Source organism: Methanosarcina soligelidi (genome assembly GCF_000744315.1).
Classification (GTDB): Archaea; Halobacteriota; Methanosarcinia; order Methanosarcinales; family Methanosarcinaceae; genus Methanosarcina; species Methanosarcina mazei.
This window is the reverse complement of sequence record NZ_JQLR01000001.1, coordinates 489,988-504,726: the sequence shown is the minus strand read 5'-3', so window position 1 is coordinate 504,726 and position 14,739 is coordinate 489,988. Positions and strand designations below refer to the sequence as shown.

The following is a 14,739-nucleotide window of genomic DNA, read 5'->3' as shown; positions in this document are numbered from 1 at the left end:
ATTTACTCTTAATATTTACCTGTAAATTTATGGAGCGATAATATGTTAATAGGAGTAGGACTTGGTCCCGGAGACCCCCAGCTTTTGACCCTCAAAGCAGTGAACGTTTTGAAAAACAGCGATAAGGTATATGTTCCAGGCCGCCTGGCAAAAGACCTTGTAGCTCCTTATGTGGATGCAGAAATCCTTGAGTTCCCCATGATAAGGGATATCGAAGTCCTGAACACTCTCTGGAAAGAAAATGCAGACCGTATTGCCGACGAAGCAAGAAAAGGGACAGTGGCTTTCGGGCTTATAGGTGATCCAAACTTTTTCTCAACTTTCACTCACCTGAAAAAAGTTATGAACAGGCACTATCCGGATGTTGAGACCTCAACAGTGCCAGGAATAAGTTCTATCACATCTTTTGCTGCAAGGACTGATGTGGCTGTTGAGAGTTCCTTTGAGGTCAGTGACGGCTCTGATGTCGGGTATAAGATCCACCTTAAAGCCACACAGCCGAGAAAGATAATCGAACAGCTTGAAACCGAAGGGTACAGGGAATTTATTTTCGCAGAGAGGCTCTTTTCGGATAATGAAACGATTATCAGCAAAAAAGAAGATATTCCGGAAAAAGGGAACTATTTCAGCATTATTTACGGAAAGAAGTAAAGCTGCATGAAACGAATTTCTAGCGATAAAATGAGGTTTGAGTATTGTATAAATTGAATTTCTGTAATAATTGAACTTCTGTAGACAATTGAACTTCTGTAGACAATTGAAAACCTCAATATGCAAATTAACCCTATAATCAAATTAATTCACTATAATTCTGAAATACTCAGGAAAGCAAAGGGAATGGTCAGATGGAAAGAAAAGTATATTTTGTAGGGGCAGGGCCTGGAAACCCCAAACTGATTACCGTTCTGGGACGTGAAATGCTCGAAAAAGCAGACCTTGTTATGTATGCGGGCTCCCTGGTAAACCCTGAAGTCCTTAATTACACTAAAGGGGAAACTGTGGACAGCTACGGGCTTACCCTTGACGAAACCACGAAAATAATCGCCGATGCGGTGGATGCAGGGAAGTTTGTGGTGAGGCTCCATAGCGGAGACCCCTCTCTTTACGGGTCTGTCATAGAACAGATGGAAGAGCTGAGAAAATACGATATTGAGGTAGAAAGGGTTGCAGGTGTCTCCTCGGTTTTTGCAAGTGCAGCAGCTCTCGGAACCCAGCTTACTCTTAACGGCGTTTCCGATACCCTTATCATCACCCGCCCTGCTGGAAAGACTCTGGAAAAAGACCTTATCCCCGAGCTTTCTGCTTATAACACCACAATGGCAATTTTCCTAGGCACCCAGAAGATCAGGGAAATAATGGACAAAGTCCGCTGCCCAAAAGATACTCCCGTTGCAGTTGTTTTCCACGCATCCTGGGAAGACGAAGAAGTTATTACAGGGACTGTGGAAGATATCGCAGATAAGGTCAAAGATGCAGGAATTACACGCTCGGCAATGATTATAATCGGCGGAGTTGTCGACCCTAAAAACTACAGGAGGTCCTATCTATACGGAGTGGCCCAGGAACCGCTGTAATTACCTTTGAAAGGAACAGGGAAATTGCATCAAGGGTAGCAGAGCATCTTGAAGCCGACCTCCTTCTCTACGAAAAGGGTATCTTCAGGAAAGCCTTTGAAAATTACGGGGCAATTGTTGCAGTCTTTGCCACAGGCATTGTGGTAAGGGATATTGCCCCTCTTCTCGATAACAAGTGGTCAGACCCGGCAGTGGTTGTTGTGGACTCAAACCTTAATTTCGCAATTCCTCTCCTTGGAGGTCATCATGGGGCAAATGAGGTCGCCCGAAAAATTGCGGAGTTAGGTGCAGTCCCTGTGCTTACGACAGCTACTGAAGTTCACGGCAAACCCTCGGTGGAGGGCATAGCTGACAGGTTGGGCTGCGAAGTCTTCAATAAACAATCCACAATAGCTGTGAACTGTGCTCTCCTTGACCAGAATGTGGAGGTCCTTGAGGTTAAGGGTCCCAGGATTGTTGTTGTGGATGATGATGTTTCCGTGCTTGTGAGGAAAAAGCAGGCTGAAAAGGATAAAAGTGCCGGAAACAGCTAAAATTAAGGTTCATAGCTAAAATTAGGTTTATAAGTCAATAAATAATGAAACTGCATGAAAAGCAGTGGACAAAAGATTACTGATGATACTCGGTATCGGAACCCGCAGGGGCATTACAAGGGAAGAAGTCCTTGAAGCCGTAAAACAGGCGCTTGATGAGTGTGGTTTGAGTCTCCAGGAGATTACGGCTTTTGCCTCTGCAAAACTTAAAGAAAATGAGCGAGGTCTGCTGGAAGCAGGCGAATTTCTCGGCATTCCGGTTAATTTTTTGCCGGATGAAGTGCTGAACAGCTACAACCCTCCTTCATCCTCCCAGGCTTCGCGCTTCGGATTAAAAGGGGTTGCAGAGCCTGCTGCTCTGGCTCTCTCGGAAAAACACGAATTGATTTGCAGGAAGAAAGTCTATGGCAGAGTCACAATCGCAATCGCAAGATAAGGCATCCGGAAAACTCTATGTAGTAGGGATAGGACCGGGCTCAGTTGAACAGTTAACCCTCAAAGCCCGGGATGTAATCCTCAATGCCGATTATGTTCTTGGAAACAGCACTTACCTGGACCAGATGGAAAGCCTTCTCGGCTCTCAGGAAGTGATCCGCAGTTATATGGGAAAAGAGGTCGAAAGGGCACGAAAAGCTGTGGAACTTGCAAAAACCGCAAATGTCGTCATGATCAGTGGTGGGGACACCAATGTCTACGGCATGGCAGGCATAGTACTTGAGGTAGCGGAACACGAGAACCTTGATGTGGACATTGAAATCCTTCCAGGGGTCACAGCAGTCCTTGCCGGGGCAAGCCTCCTGGGCGCACCAGTTGTTACGGATTTTGCGGTGATCAGTTTAAGCGACCTCCTAACTCCATGGGAAGTAATCGAAAAGCGGCTTAATATGGCTGCGGATGCCGACTTTGTGATAGGTCTTTACAACCCTAAGAGCCGCAAGAGAAAATCCAACTTTGCAAGGGCAATTGAAATTATTCGCAGATACAAAGCCGATTCCGTACCTGTAGGGCTTGTAAAGAACGCCATGAGAGGCGAGGAAGAAGACCAGATCGTGACGACCCTTGGGGAAGTCATGAATTATGAGGACTGGGTGGACATGAGCACTGCTATTCTCATAGGCAACGGAGAGTCCAGGATCTGGAAGTCTCCGAAAAAGGATATAATAATAACTCCCAGGGGGTATCATAAGAAATATGACTACTGAACAAAAAGCTAATGAAAATGCAGGAAACCTTGAAAACCTCGAAGAATTTACCGAGCTTACAGTGGAAGTAGACCCCGAACTTGTAAAGATCTGCAATGACTCCGGGGCAAGGACTGATGAGGCAAAAGCCATCTACATGAAAAGCCGGACAATGATCCGTGAGATTGTCGGTAACTCCACCCCCGAAGACCGCTTCCGGCAGCGCTGTGTTATTGCAACAGGAGACCTTTCAGTCGCCGATATCATGCGTTTCAATAACGACCCCATACCTGCAGGCGTTGAGGCAATTAAAAAAGGTGCCCCCATTTTTGTGGACATCAATATGGTAAAATCCGGGATCACAAAAGCCGGGCATAAATCCGAAATCATCTGCGTGCTTGACGAAGATCCCGACGCTAAAATCGCCAACAAGTACGGGATAACCAGGACATCGGCAGGTTTCCTGGCGGCAAGGGAAAAACTCGATGGAAGCATTATAGCTATTGGAAACGCCCCTTCTGCCCTGATCATGGTCTGCAAGCTTATTGAGAAAGGTGTAAGGCCTGCCCTTATTATCGGTCTTCCTGTCGGTTTTGTCAATGCAGCCGAATCAAGGGAAATGGTCAGAAACCTGAAAATCCCGATTCCTTCTATCAGCTGTGTCGGGACCAGGGGAGGGACTCCGATGGCTGTTGCCTGCGTAAACGAGCTCGTAGCAATCGCAAGAGAAAGTGAGGAGTAATCTCCCCGCTTTCTTTTTTAATTTTATTTTTTCTCTGTTTTTTGTTCTGTCATCGGCTTATTAGTAGCCATCTGTATGATATTATTTCTCTTTTTTTTCTTTTGAATAAATTTATATCTGTAGCACCCTTTTATTACAGGAGTCAAGAATGGACAAATAGTAATGTGTCTATTCTTTTTCACATCTCTTTTTTTGGGGTGAATAATTGGGTAATGCTGCTAAGAAACTGGTTATTTCAGGTATCATTATTTTAATTACTATTTTACTTCTCTCTATCTCTATTCATTTTATGTTTAGAGGACCGGCAGCGCCTTTTTTCGTAATTCATAATCATGACATTATTAGTCATGAAGTAACAGTTGAAGTATTTGATCATAATAGCAAACCAATAGTAAATGAAACATATAATCTGGAACCTCATCGCGATTTTACAAAACGTCGTCCTTTGAGTGTACAGCTCAACAGAGAAAAAGAATATACATTTAAAGTAACTATGGATAAACAAATCACAAATATAAGTACGATGGAAATTCCAGGTCGTAAAACTTCAGTAAACATTCGTTTATATACCAAATCTGGTGAAACCATTCCCTATAACCCTAATCGTGAAGCTATCCCTATTCTCGTAGAGATTGTAGAATGGATGTGAGAAGAAATTAATTAGACTTATTATTTTTTCTTCTCAGGATTGAAATTTAAACTGAGTACTGACCTAATAAATTTAAAATAGCCACCAGAAGTGATTCTGGTAGACCATCCAGAGCCCGACAAGGATGAGCACTACTCCGGCCCCTTTCTTAAGTGCTGCGTCATACTTTGATATAAGTTTTATCTTTGAAGTGGAAAACTGAGCTGAGTATGCGAGCAGGAGCATGGGCACAGCAAACCCTGCAGAGTAAATCATAAGGGTTATTGCACCGTTAACAGTGCTTCCTTCCAGAGCTACCATTGTCAGGATTGATGCAAGGATCGGTCCCACACAGGGGATCCAGAGCACTCCCAGAGAAAGCCCTAAGAGGAGGCCGGAGACCGGACCTTTGTCATTCATTCCTGCAAGGAGGGGAAATTTTGCAAAAGCATTGAACAGGCCGATTTCAAAAATCATTGCAATACCCATTGTAATGATTAAGATTTCTGCCAGGATTTTCAACTGGGTTGTGTATGCCTGAAAAGCTGCTCCGAAGGCAGAGGTCACAATGCCCATAACGGTAAAAGATATGGTTACTCCAAGCACTATGGCAAGGGGCCTTAACTTTCCTTTTCCTGTAGAACTTGCAAGAACTGCAGGAAGAAGGGGAAGGATGCATGGGGACAGGATGCTGAGAACTCCTGCGCCAAATGCAACCACGGGGGAAATAGCTTCATAAGACATGGTTCTGATTTGACGTTTTATTGTTCAGTCATCTACGATTGCTGGTTGCACCAGTGAGTTACTGATCAATTACGAAAAGGCAAGTATATCTCACATATTTAAGAAAAATGTAAAGATATTCGTATGCTTACGTTTCTCAATAACCCCTGCTATTAAAGATACGTTTTTCATCCGAAAATCTGTTTTCAGTCCTAACCATTTAATAAGTTTTATTTTCAGCTGATGATTTAATTTTCAGCTGGCGAGGAAGTTTAAAACTCAGATTTCACTGTATTGCTTTTTTATTTATTTACGTTTTCATGGTAAAGAATTGCTCTATCCAGGAGTTCTTCGTATACCTGTTTATCCATAACCCCAAGAACTCTTGCCTGGAATCTGTCTTTAGTGACGTTTCCGTTATCCTGCATGTAAACATACTCTCCGTCTTCAAGACCAACAACCACAAAGGAATCCGGAATATAAGACGTTACGAAATAAGCTGAAAGATTACGGCTCTGATCTATGTCTGCAGACATGACTGTGGCTTTTCCGGTATATTCTGCTGCCAGGTCACTCAGGATGGGTTTCATCTGCTGGCACGGCCCACACCATTCAGCTCCGAATTTGATAAGGACCGGACCTTCCTGTACGGATGTGTTAATCTGTTCCAGAGCGGTTAAGTTTTCAACAACACTTACCTGGATTTGCTGAGCGTCTGTGGAGTTGTCCGCGTCTTCAGTACAGCCTGCTGTAAAGAGTACAGCTGCAAGCAGGATCAGTAATATGACTAGCCTATTCATGTTCTCAACATTGATTCGTTCATTTGGTATTTCTTCAGGCTTTCAATATCAGTGATTTTCTCGTTACACTAATAATTTTCTTTTAATAGTCCTGAAAGCCTTTTTTCTGCAATAGAATTATCTATCATACACAAATAATTAACTGTAAACAATGATAACAATCATTTATTAATTTCCCGATTTAAGTTATGCGGTAGAATAGGATATCAATAACTATATTAGAGAGCCGTTGCAGACATGGGTTTTATATATGGAGAACTGATAAAAATAAAATAAGGAAAAAAGAGAAAACAAAGAAGTTTTGACTTACTCTTTATCAAGTATTTTTTCAACGGCGTCGACGACATTTTCAAAATTCTTCTGCCATTCCGTGCCGTGTTTAAGCTGGCCCTGAACAACCGTGCCCCTGTCTTCCATTTCCGCGACTCCGGGTTCTATAGGAAGTCTGGCAAGGATGGGGATATTAAAGTCTTTTGAGGCTTTCTCGACGCCTCCGCTTCCGAAGACTTCTATGGGCTTGCCGCAGTGGGGGCAGATTAGCCCGTGCATGTTGTCCACAAGCCCTATTATGGGCACATTTAGTTTTTCCGAAAATGTGATTGATTTCCGGACACTTATAAGAGCCACGTCCTGAGGTGTCGTGACAAGTACGGAACCGTCACAGTTGGGGATAAGTTGTGCCACACTCAGAGGCTCGTCTCCGGTTCCGGGGGGCAGGTCGATAATCAAAAAGTCAAGTGCTCCCCAGAATACTTCTTCAAGGAACTGCTTGATTGCTCCCATTTTGGCGGGCCCCCTCCAGATTATGGGCGAGTCTTTGTTTTCGAGCAGAAAACCAATAGACATCACTGAGAGATTGGGGAGCACCTCTATCGGGAGAATTCCTTCTTCGCTTACTCCAGGTCTTGCGGACTCCAATCCGAAGATCGTGGGGACCGTTGGACCGTGAATATCGCAGTCAAGAAGACCTACCCTGTGCCCGCGGAGAGCGAGCCCGACAGCGAGGTTTGCGGCAACCGTACTTTTCCCTACGCCGCCTTTCCCGCTCATTACCATGATCTTACGCTTGATGCGCCTGAGGTTTACTACGATTTTCGGTTCCTCGGGCTTTTTTGATAAGCTTTCCAGTGGTTGAACCTTATCTGTCATTTTTATCGCCTGTATAAAATTTCCGCAACTTCCAGTTTTTTCCGGATTTTTATATCTCTTTTTCACGAGTCAGCATCTTGTCAGCATCTTCATTGGTATCAGCAGTCTCGATCCTGATATAGTTACCGCCTTTAATTTCTATTGCTTTTCCGGTGCTCAGAGCAAGAGCTACTTTCATCCTGGCGGCTTTCAGATCTTCCCAGAAAGCTCTTCTCGATACTCCTACCCTTGTGGCCGCGTCTTCCTGCCTCAGGCCTTCGATATCTACAAGCCTGAGAGCTTCAAGTTCCTCTATTGTAAGGGATACCACCTCAAGGCCTGATAGTGGAACCCCTCTGGGCTTGAAGTATGTGATTTCAGGGGTTTGCTCAACGCGCCTGGGACATTTTGACCTTCCTCTGCATTTTTTCATAGATTACTTATGCACATTGTGGAATAAATATATAACAATTTCTCTTTTCAAATAGAAAATTATAAATATTTACGCACATATGAGTGAAATTGTACTTTATATTTCTCTGGCTTCCCCCAGTCTGATAGGATTGACATGCATTTACTCACTTTAAATTTACAGAAAAATGCATATTTTGAGAGTCAGCGGATTATAACTGGAGTGTAAAATATGAAAATCTGCATAAGTGCGTGTGGAAAGGACCCTGATTCTGAAGTGGACCCTCAATTTGGAAGATGCAACTATTTCCTGGTGATCGACCCGGATGCGGGATCAATAAGCTCAATTAAAAACCCGGGTTCTGAAGCCTCAGGTGGCGCAGGAATTAAGGCAGCAGAGGCGGTTGTGGGCGCAGGGGCAGATGTTCTCTTAACCGGAAGCTTGGGGCCAAACTCTTTTTCGGTACTTTCTGAAGCAGGCATTGAAATTTACTCCGGAGTCAGGGGCACTGTCTCCTCTTCTCTGCGAGAGTATCAGTCCGGAAAGCTTTCCTCCCTCAAGAGTCCAAACGCTTCCAGTCATAGCGGTATGAAATAAAGTTTGACTTAAAGCTTAAACAGAATAAATCTTTAAAATATGGAAATTTGTAATAATACTTTATCCAATGTAACTTGATAAAAAGGTGACCCGAATGAAAGTATGTATACCCACTAAAGATAACAAAGGCATGGACGGAACTGTAGAGCAACATTTCGGAAAAGCCCCCACCTATACAATCCTTGATGCTGAAACCGGGGAAGTTTCCGTGATCCCCAATACCAGTGAGCATATGGGCGGAGTGGACCTGCCTCCTGAGTTTCTGCGTAAGAATGGAGTTGAAATCATGTTATGTGGAGGGCTGGGGTACAAAGCTGTTAAGATGTTTGAGTCTTGTGGGATCAGTGTTTTTGTGGGTGCTGGAGGCACGGTTCAGGATACAATAGAAGCCTGGAGAGCAGGTCAGCTCAACAATGCCAGTGCCAAAAATACCTGTGCGGAACATGAGCACCATCACTGAAGTGCCTGTTTTTTAATCTACATGTAAAGAGGGAAGTTACATCCTATGAAAATTGCAATAGCAAGTGGCAAAGGTGGTACCGGTAAAACAACGGTTGCAGTAAACCTCGCACTCGCTCTCGAAGAGGTGCAGCTTTTTGACTGTGACGTGGAAGAACCCAATTGCAACCTGTTCCTTGGATTTGAAATGGAGCCTGTAGAAGAAGTGATTTTCCTGGTTCCTGAGATCAATCCTGACAAATGTACACTCTGCAGGAACTGTTCCGATTTCTGCAGATATAATGCCCTGGCTGCTATTCCTAATAGGATTCTTTCATTTCCTTCCCTCTGCCACGGCTGTGGAGGCTGCAGCTTTGTCTGTCCGGCAGGAGCTATAGAAGAAAAGCCCGAAACCATTGGAATTATCCAAAAAGCACTCTCCGACTCTCCTTTTACATTTTTCTGCGGTACTCTGAAAATAGGGAAAGCCACGGCAACACCTATCATAAAGTCTCTTCAGAATCATATCGATGAAAGCAGACCTGCAATTATTGATTCACCCCCGGGGACTGCATGTCCGGTCCTTGCGGTTATGGGATTTGCGGACTATTGTGTGCTTGTGACAGAGTCTACACCTTTTGGCTTTCACGATTTCTGTCTTGCCCTGGAAGCTGCGAGGGCTCTTAATGTACCGGTAGGAGTCGTCCTAAACCGAGACGGGTTGGGAGATTCAAGAGTGGAAGATTTTTGCAAGGCTGAAGGAATTCCTGTTCTGCTCCGTATTCCCAATGACAGGACGATTGCAAGGCTCTATTCGGAAGGCATTCCTTTTGTTAAGGAAATGCCTGAATGGAAAAAACAGTTTAAAGATATGTTTGAAACTATAAAAGCAGGGCTCTGTGAAATTAAGGGGGTACAATGAAGCAACTGGCCATAATTAGCGGAAAAGGCGGTTGTGGAAAGACCACACTTACAGCTGCCTTCTCTTCTCTGTCAGAAAATGCTGTACTTGCGGACTGCGATGTTGATGCATCTGATCTGCCTCTTATTCTTAAGCCTCAGGTGATTAAAAGAGAAGACAGTCTGGGCCTCGAGCTTGCTTCTATTGATCCCGATATCTGTACTGGTTGCGGGATCTGTCTTAAGATGTGCAGGTTCGGAGCGGTTAGCGAAGATTTTACGATAAACCCGTATAGCTGCGAAGGTTGTGCAGTCTGTACTGTCGCCTGTCCGGAAAATGCGGTGTCTTTGATGCCGAGAGTTGCCGGGCAGGCATTTTCCTCCATGACCCGTTTCGGGCCCATGGCTCATGCAAAACTGGGAATCGGTGAGGAGGCGAGTGGAAAACTTGTGAATATGGTCAGAAAAAAGGCAGCAGAACTTGCAGACCAATATTGCTGCAAGCTCGTTATAATTGACGGCCCTCCAGGTACCGGCTGTCCGGTTATTGCTGCTATTACCGGAACTGACCTTGTCCTTGTGCTCAGCGAACCAACGGTTTCCGGAATTCATGACCTGAAACGGGCAATAGAGCTCACCACACACTTCAAAATCCCAGCTGTCGCCTGCATTAACAGATATGATATTAACAAGAAAAAAAGCCTTGAAATTGCGGATTTTTGCAGGGGCGCTGGAATTCCTCTCCTTGCCTGTTTACCCTACTCCGATGTGACCACACAGGCAATGCTGATGGAAGAATCTGTTATAGAGTATGCTGCTCATTCCAGGGATTCGGAGGCTACGGAGTTCGCAAATATTGTCCGCAAGCTCTGGGCAGAGATTGAAACAGGGCTTTCAGAGTTTCCGGATAAAGATAAGTATTCAAAAGCCCTCGAGGTCAGGGAGTTCAAAACTCAGGAATGATCATAGGCCAGAAGTTAGAAAGTTAAATAATATGGCAGTTGTTAATTAGTATGGTAATTTATTCTTTTTACATTGCTGTGAATATTATGGTTAACAGGAATTTGTAACAGCAGGCAATTTTGTAGTAGTAAGGATTATTCTATAGTAATTCAATAAGCAGTAAATTCGACGAGTAGTGAGTTCATAAATAGTCGGTGAGGGAATAATATGGATTATACTCAGCTTGCAGAGAAACTGGTCAAGTACCTTGGCCTTAAATACGAACCTGTCGCAGTGAAAGTCCTTAAAAAAGGAGAGCCGATGCCCGAAGGGTACAGCGAGCCCGATAAAAATCTCAGGCACTGCCAGTCCATTATGAAAGCCAGAAAAGGAGAGTCTTTTATAATCCCTGCTGATAAGCATGCCTGCGTGGTAGGAGCTTCAAGCCTGGGGATTATCCCTACACCTGAAAAGGTGGCATCAGGAGAGTTCCATCATAACCTGGGGATGTTTGACAGCGTGGAAGCTGCAGCCGAAATGATAGGTAAACGCCCTAAGTTTGAGCCTGAAAGCAGGGCTGCAACCGTCGTAGGCCCTCTGAAAGATGCAAAAGTTGAGCCTGACGTGGTTATTCTTGTGGACAGGCCGGAAACCATTTACTGGATTATTCCTGCAAGCACTTACCATAAAGGCGGAAGGGCTAACTTTAGCAGTGCGGCTTTCCAGGCAACCTGCGCCGATACAACTATCCTGCCAAGCCTGACAGGAGAAATAAATATATCTTTAGGCTGCTTCGGGTGCAGAAAAGCTACGGACATCGAAAATGATGAAATGCTTGTGGGCATTCCTTTCAATAAACTTGAAGAAATTGTTAACGTTCTTGAAAAGCTCTATGAAGGTCCTATGCCTAAGGCAAGGAAGTAAACTTCTTGAGACTTTAATTTTTCCTTATTTTTCAATGAGATTTTTTTCTTTTTTCATTGAGCTTTTTTAATCTGGTTTGCTCATCATAAGCTCTCCAGTATATTTCTTTATTTTATGGAAATATTTATACCTGCAAAGTTTATTTATGATTGTAGTACCTATCGTGTTAAAGACCCCGGGAGAAAAAGTGTGCAGTGCGCGTTGTGCAGGAATAAGGAATGCCTGATAGGCAAAAACTGCTCTGTTATAAAATCGGGACTTGATTACAGCGGCGATAACCTTAAGTCAATCCAGATTTCAGCCTGGCTTGAATCGGACCCTACCAAGAGAACAAAGCTAGAGGAAATTGCAATTTACTCGAAAAGGCTCGGGTACAGAAAGATAGGTATCGCTTTCTGTATCGAACATGAAAGGGAAGCAAGGCTTGTTTACGACATCCTTTCAAGGTATTTCGATGTATTTTCAGTTTGCTGCAAGGTTTGCAGTATTGAAAAAGAAAGCCTGGATATCAGGAAAACCGTTGAATCGGAATTTGAGGCAGTCTGTAATCCCATAGGGCAGGCTCTTCTCCTTAATGATGACCGAACTGACCTCAATATTATGCTCGGGCTTAAAACAGGTTATGACATTCTATTCGCAAAATATTCGGAAGCCCCTTCAATAACGCTTCCTCTTCTGGAACTTCCCTCTTCTGGGGATTCCGAGATCGATTTTATTGAATAAAATTTAAATCTGGTTTTTATTTGCGATGCTAAAACACCGGAGAAATACATGCCAGAAAAATCTACATCTAAATTGGAAACTGATTCTGAACGCGACTCTGAAATCCTGAAAATCAGGGCACATCACCTCTGCTGCATCCAGGGATTCCAGGGGTATGGATACAGTCCTGCATTTGTTGCCAATATGCGGGCTGTGATTTCGGATCTGGAAGCTCTCCCTTCCAGGCCTCTTAAGCTTGTGACAGAATGTGATGCAATCTGCGTTTCCTGCCCGAGCAAAAGGGAGTGCACTATTCAGGAATCTATCCTCTCCCGCAGGATTAGACAGATGGATCTTGTTGTCCTTGATAAATTAAAAATAGAGGATGGAAGTGTTATAAATGCAGACGAAGCTTTCAGGCTCATAAATTCCAGAATTAACAGTTCTTCGGATGTTGAAGAGGTCTGCGGAACCTGTAAGTGGAGGCAAAAATGCCTCTGGTATATGCAGGCAGGCAAATAAAAGCCGGCAGGAAAATGTTTTCTGCAGTTTCATATCCTGCAGTTCAACTTAAACCTGCACTGATCTCATATATTTTTGCTAAAAACTCGATGTTCTGGACCGCATTCTGTTCTATGCCCAGCTGATCCGGAGAAAAGCCGAGAGCGAGGCCGAGAAGCTGAGAATAATGAAGGACCGGAATGGAATAGTCTGTTCCGAATTTTTCATTGACAGCAATCTGCCCCCTGTCAAACTGAAGGTGACAGAACGGGCAGGCATTGACTATGCAGTCCACTCCTGCTTTACGGATACAGTCAAGTTTATGCTCGAGCATTTCCAGAGATTCGTCAGCATACCCTGAGCGTACTCCTCCTCCTGCACCGCAGCACATCATTTTGTCGGTATAGTCCACACTCTTTGCGCCAGTGACTTCAACCAGCTCATCAAAGAATACCGGTGACTCCGTATCTCCGAGATTCCTGTCCTTCGAGGGCTTTATCAGGTGGCATCCGTAATGCAGGGCTACTTTCAGGTCGAGGGGAGTTGTAATATAGTCTTTAAGTTTTTCGGGTCCAAATTCTTTGTATAAAAACTCAATTATGTGCCTTACCTCTGATGTTCCCCTGAATTCCATACTTATTTCTTTAAGGCAGTTGTTTGTGCAGGCTTTTATTTCAGGGTCTTTTTTAAGTTCCATATTGGCGTCTGCCAGTGACCCATAGCAGCCATTGCAAACTGTCAGGACATCTCTCTCCATCCTTTCCGAAAGAACAATATTCCGGCTTGCAAGGGCGAGCCAGGTTGCTTTATCAAAAGACTTGAACACTCCCGGGGCAGGGCAGCAGGAAGCTCCAGGCAGGTCACATGCATCGATTTCAAGCCTCTGCAGGCAGAGTTTGGTTGCTTTTTCAATCCCGGGATAGCGGTTGGGTACGATACAGCCAAGGAATAGCGATAATTTGTTCATTACTTCTGCCTCCTTACTTTTCAGCTGCCAGTTCATCGAATTTGCAGGTTTTGAGGAGAGCCTTCAGTTCCTCAAGAGCTTCAGGATACTTCTGGACAGTTTCAGGTATGGGGTCCAGCCCGAGTTCCTCTCTCTTTTTCTTTGTCTCTTCGTCAAGGGGGACTGCGTGTCCGCATTCGAGCACCATTTCCGAGACACGGCGGTGTTCAGGGCGCATAAATCCCTCTCTTACTGCCAGCCGCCTGAGCTCAAGAAGGGCATCTGTGATAGGTATTCCGCGTGGGCAGCGCTCCTGGCAGGTGTAGCAGGTTGTACAGAGCCAGAGTGCATCATCTGACAGAACAGTAGCTCTGTTCTTGCGTGCGTCCCGAATTATTCTTCGGGTATTAAGCCCGGTATGCCGTCCCGAAGGGCAGCTTCCTGTGCATGTGCCGCAATGCATGCAGGAAAGCACGTCCAGCCCCGCAGCCTTTAACACTTTTAGCAGTTCTTCGCTCATACAGGTTCACTGTCTGGTTTTCGATTGATTTTTTCCTTTTTAAAAAATAAGTATAACCGAAAGAAGCAGGTAAGGGAGAAACTCTGCAGCCAGATCCTTATACTGACGGGCAGGTTTCTAATTTCAAAATGATAATTACTTCCAGAGGAAGCTTTTAGAAGTTTTTCAGTTTTATTTTCCTTTCAGAAGGATTTTTAGAATTTTTTCAGTCCTATTATATTCGTATTACTCTTATGATATTTAACATGAGCTAAATTTGTCCGGGATTAAAATCAGGAAAAAGAATTTTTATGTTCCGTATACGCATCGGAGGATAATTGAAAACAATACACCTGATTCCTTCAGGGATGAAACTAAGCGTATTTCTGGCTTTACTTTTTCCACGGTTTATGTCCTGAGAAATTATTTTGTTTTTTCGCTCCAGAGTATTTATGCCGATTTATATGCCCTATCTCATATAAGAGAAATTTTTTGAGTAAGCCCTGCACCCTTTAATTCCTTTTTCGGCAAACTTCATCCCTTATATACGTTTTTCCTGACATTTTTGC

20 protein-coding genes are annotated in these 14,739 nt (G+C 44.1%); 14 read left to right on the top strand and 6 right to left on the bottom strand.

Going from position 1 to position 14,739, the window contains the following annotated elements:
• The first annotated feature begins 42 nt into the window (after positions 1–42).
• From M886_RS02335 to M886_RS02305, 7 genes are all read left to right on the top strand, one after another.
• Complete coding sequence (locus M886_RS02335; RefSeq protein WP_015411498.1) at positions 43–651, top strand: cobalt-factor II C(20)-methyltransferase; 609 nt, start codon at positions 43–45, stop codon at positions 649–651.
• A gap of 194 nt (positions 652–845) precedes the next feature.
• On the top strand, positions 846–1,574 hold the full coding sequence (locus M886_RS02330; protein WP_048042653.1) for a cobalt-precorrin-4/precorrin-4 C(11)-methyltransferase: 729 nt from the start codon (positions 846–848) through the stop codon (positions 1,572–1,574).
• Between the two features lie 23 nt (positions 1,575–1,597).
• On the top strand, positions 1,598–2,107 hold the full coding sequence (locus tag M886_RS02325; RefSeq protein ID WP_268745872.1) for a cobalamin biosynthesis protein CbiG: 510 nt from the start codon (positions 1,598–1,600) through the stop codon (positions 2,105–2,107).
• A 64-nt stretch (positions 2,108–2,171) separates the two neighbouring features.
• Entirely contained in the window at positions 2,172–2,543 is a 372-nt protein-coding gene (locus M886_RS02320; protein WP_011032945.1) for a cobalamin biosynthesis protein, read from the top strand.
• A complete protein-coding gene (cobJ, locus tag M886_RS02315; protein ID WP_011032944.1) occupies positions 2,512–3,309 on the top strand; it encodes a precorrin-3B C(17)-methyltransferase in 798 nt (265 codons plus the stop codon). The genes M886_RS02320 and cobJ overlap by 32 nt, the downstream gene beginning before the upstream one ends.
• Positions 3,299–4,030 (top strand): precorrin-8X methylmutase, encoded by a 732-nt coding sequence (locus tag M886_RS02310; protein ID WP_015411496.1) that lies wholly within the window; start codon positions 3,299–3,301, stop codon positions 4,028–4,030. Before cobJ ends, M886_RS02310 begins: the two co-directional genes overlap by 11 nt.
• Before the next feature lie 205 nt (positions 4,031–4,235).
• Positions 4,236–4,679 (top strand): hypothetical protein, encoded by a 444-nt coding sequence (locus M886_RS02305; RefSeq protein WP_048038159.1) that lies wholly within the window; start codon positions 4,236–4,238, stop codon positions 4,677–4,679.
• 72 nt (positions 4,680–4,751) lie between these two features.
• Here M886_RS02305 and M886_RS02300 read toward each other — a convergent pair whose 3' ends face one another.
• The 4 genes from M886_RS02300 to M886_RS02285 all read right to left on the bottom strand — a co-directional run bounded on the left by M886_RS02300 (position 4,752) and on the right by M886_RS02285 (position 7,742).
• Entirely contained in the window at positions 4,752–5,402 is a 651-nt protein-coding gene (locus M886_RS02300; RefSeq protein ID WP_048050586.1) for a cytochrome c biogenesis CcdA family protein, read from the bottom strand.
• 281 nt (positions 5,403–5,683) lie between these two features.
• Positions 5,684–6,181: a thioredoxin family protein gene (locus M886_RS02295; protein ID WP_048042667.1), complete on the bottom strand. Its 498-nt coding sequence runs from the start codon at positions 6,179–6,181 to the stop codon at positions 5,684–5,686.
• 306 nt (positions 6,182–6,487) lie between these two features.
• Positions 6,488–7,330 (bottom strand): Mrp/NBP35 family ATP-binding protein, encoded by an 843-nt coding sequence (locus M886_RS02290; RefSeq protein ID WP_200880711.1) that lies wholly within the window; start codon positions 7,328–7,330, stop codon positions 6,488–6,490.
• Positions 7,331–7,379: 49 nt separating this feature from the next.
• A complete protein-coding gene (locus M886_RS02285) occupies positions 7,380–7,742 on the bottom strand; it encodes a DUF134 domain-containing protein (protein ID WP_048050584.1) in 363 nt (120 codons plus the stop codon).
• A gap of 210 nt (positions 7,743–7,952) precedes the next feature.
• Between M886_RS02285 and M886_RS02280 the strand changes: the two genes are divergently transcribed.
• From M886_RS02280 to M886_RS02250, 7 genes are all read left to right on the top strand, one after another.
• Positions 7,953–8,318, top strand: a complete 366-nt coding sequence (locus M886_RS02280) for a NifB/NifX family molybdenum-iron cluster-binding protein (RefSeq protein WP_048050583.1) — start codon at positions 7,953–7,955, stop codon at positions 8,316–8,318.
• Positions 8,319–8,412: 94 nt separating this feature from the next.
• The gene (locus tag M886_RS02275; RefSeq protein ID WP_048050582.1) at positions 8,413–8,778 is read left to right on the top strand and encodes a NifB/NifX family molybdenum-iron cluster-binding protein; all 366 of its coding nucleotides are present in this window, start codon (positions 8,413–8,415) and stop codon (positions 8,776–8,778) included.
• Between the two features lie 45 nt (positions 8,779–8,823).
• The gene (locus M886_RS02270) at positions 8,824–9,678 is read left to right on the top strand and encodes an ATP-binding protein (protein WP_048050581.1); all 855 of its coding nucleotides are present in this window, start codon (positions 8,824–8,826) and stop codon (positions 9,676–9,678) included.
• A complete protein-coding gene (locus M886_RS02265) occupies positions 9,675–10,619 on the top strand; it encodes an ATP-binding protein (RefSeq protein WP_048050580.1) in 945 nt (314 codons plus the stop codon). Before M886_RS02270 ends, M886_RS02265 begins: the two co-directional genes overlap by 4 nt.
• Positions 10,620–10,826: 207 nt before the next feature.
• Complete coding sequence (locus M886_RS02260; protein ID WP_048050579.1) at positions 10,827–11,522, top strand: DUF169 domain-containing protein; 696 nt, start codon at positions 10,827–10,829, stop codon at positions 11,520–11,522.
• Between the two features lie 189 nt (positions 11,523–11,711).
• Positions 11,712–12,245, top strand: a complete 534-nt coding sequence (locus M886_RS02255) for a DUF1847 domain-containing protein (protein WP_048050578.1) — start codon at positions 11,712–11,714, stop codon at positions 12,243–12,245.
• A gap of 48 nt (positions 12,246–12,293) precedes the next feature.
• Entirely contained in the window at positions 12,294–12,746 is a 453-nt protein-coding gene (locus tag M886_RS02250) for a DUF1284 domain-containing protein (protein ID WP_048050577.1), read from the top strand.
• A gap of 43 nt (positions 12,747–12,789) precedes the next feature.
• Here the strand turns inward: M886_RS02250 and hdrB are convergent, their stop codons facing one another.
• Both hdrB and hdrC read right to left on the bottom strand, forming a co-directional pair.
• Complete coding sequence (gene hdrB, locus M886_RS02245) at positions 12,790–13,692, bottom strand: CoB--CoM heterodisulfide reductase subunit B (RefSeq protein WP_048051618.1); 903 nt, start codon at positions 13,690–13,692, stop codon at positions 12,790–12,792.
• A 13-nt stretch (positions 13,693–13,705) separates the two neighbouring features.
• Positions 13,706–14,191, bottom strand: coding sequence for a CoB--CoM heterodisulfide reductase subunit C (hdrC, locus tag M886_RS02240; RefSeq protein WP_048042672.1), 486 nt, complete (start codon positions 14,189–14,191; stop codon positions 13,706–13,708).
• Between the last annotated feature and the right edge of the window lie 548 nt (positions 14,192–14,739).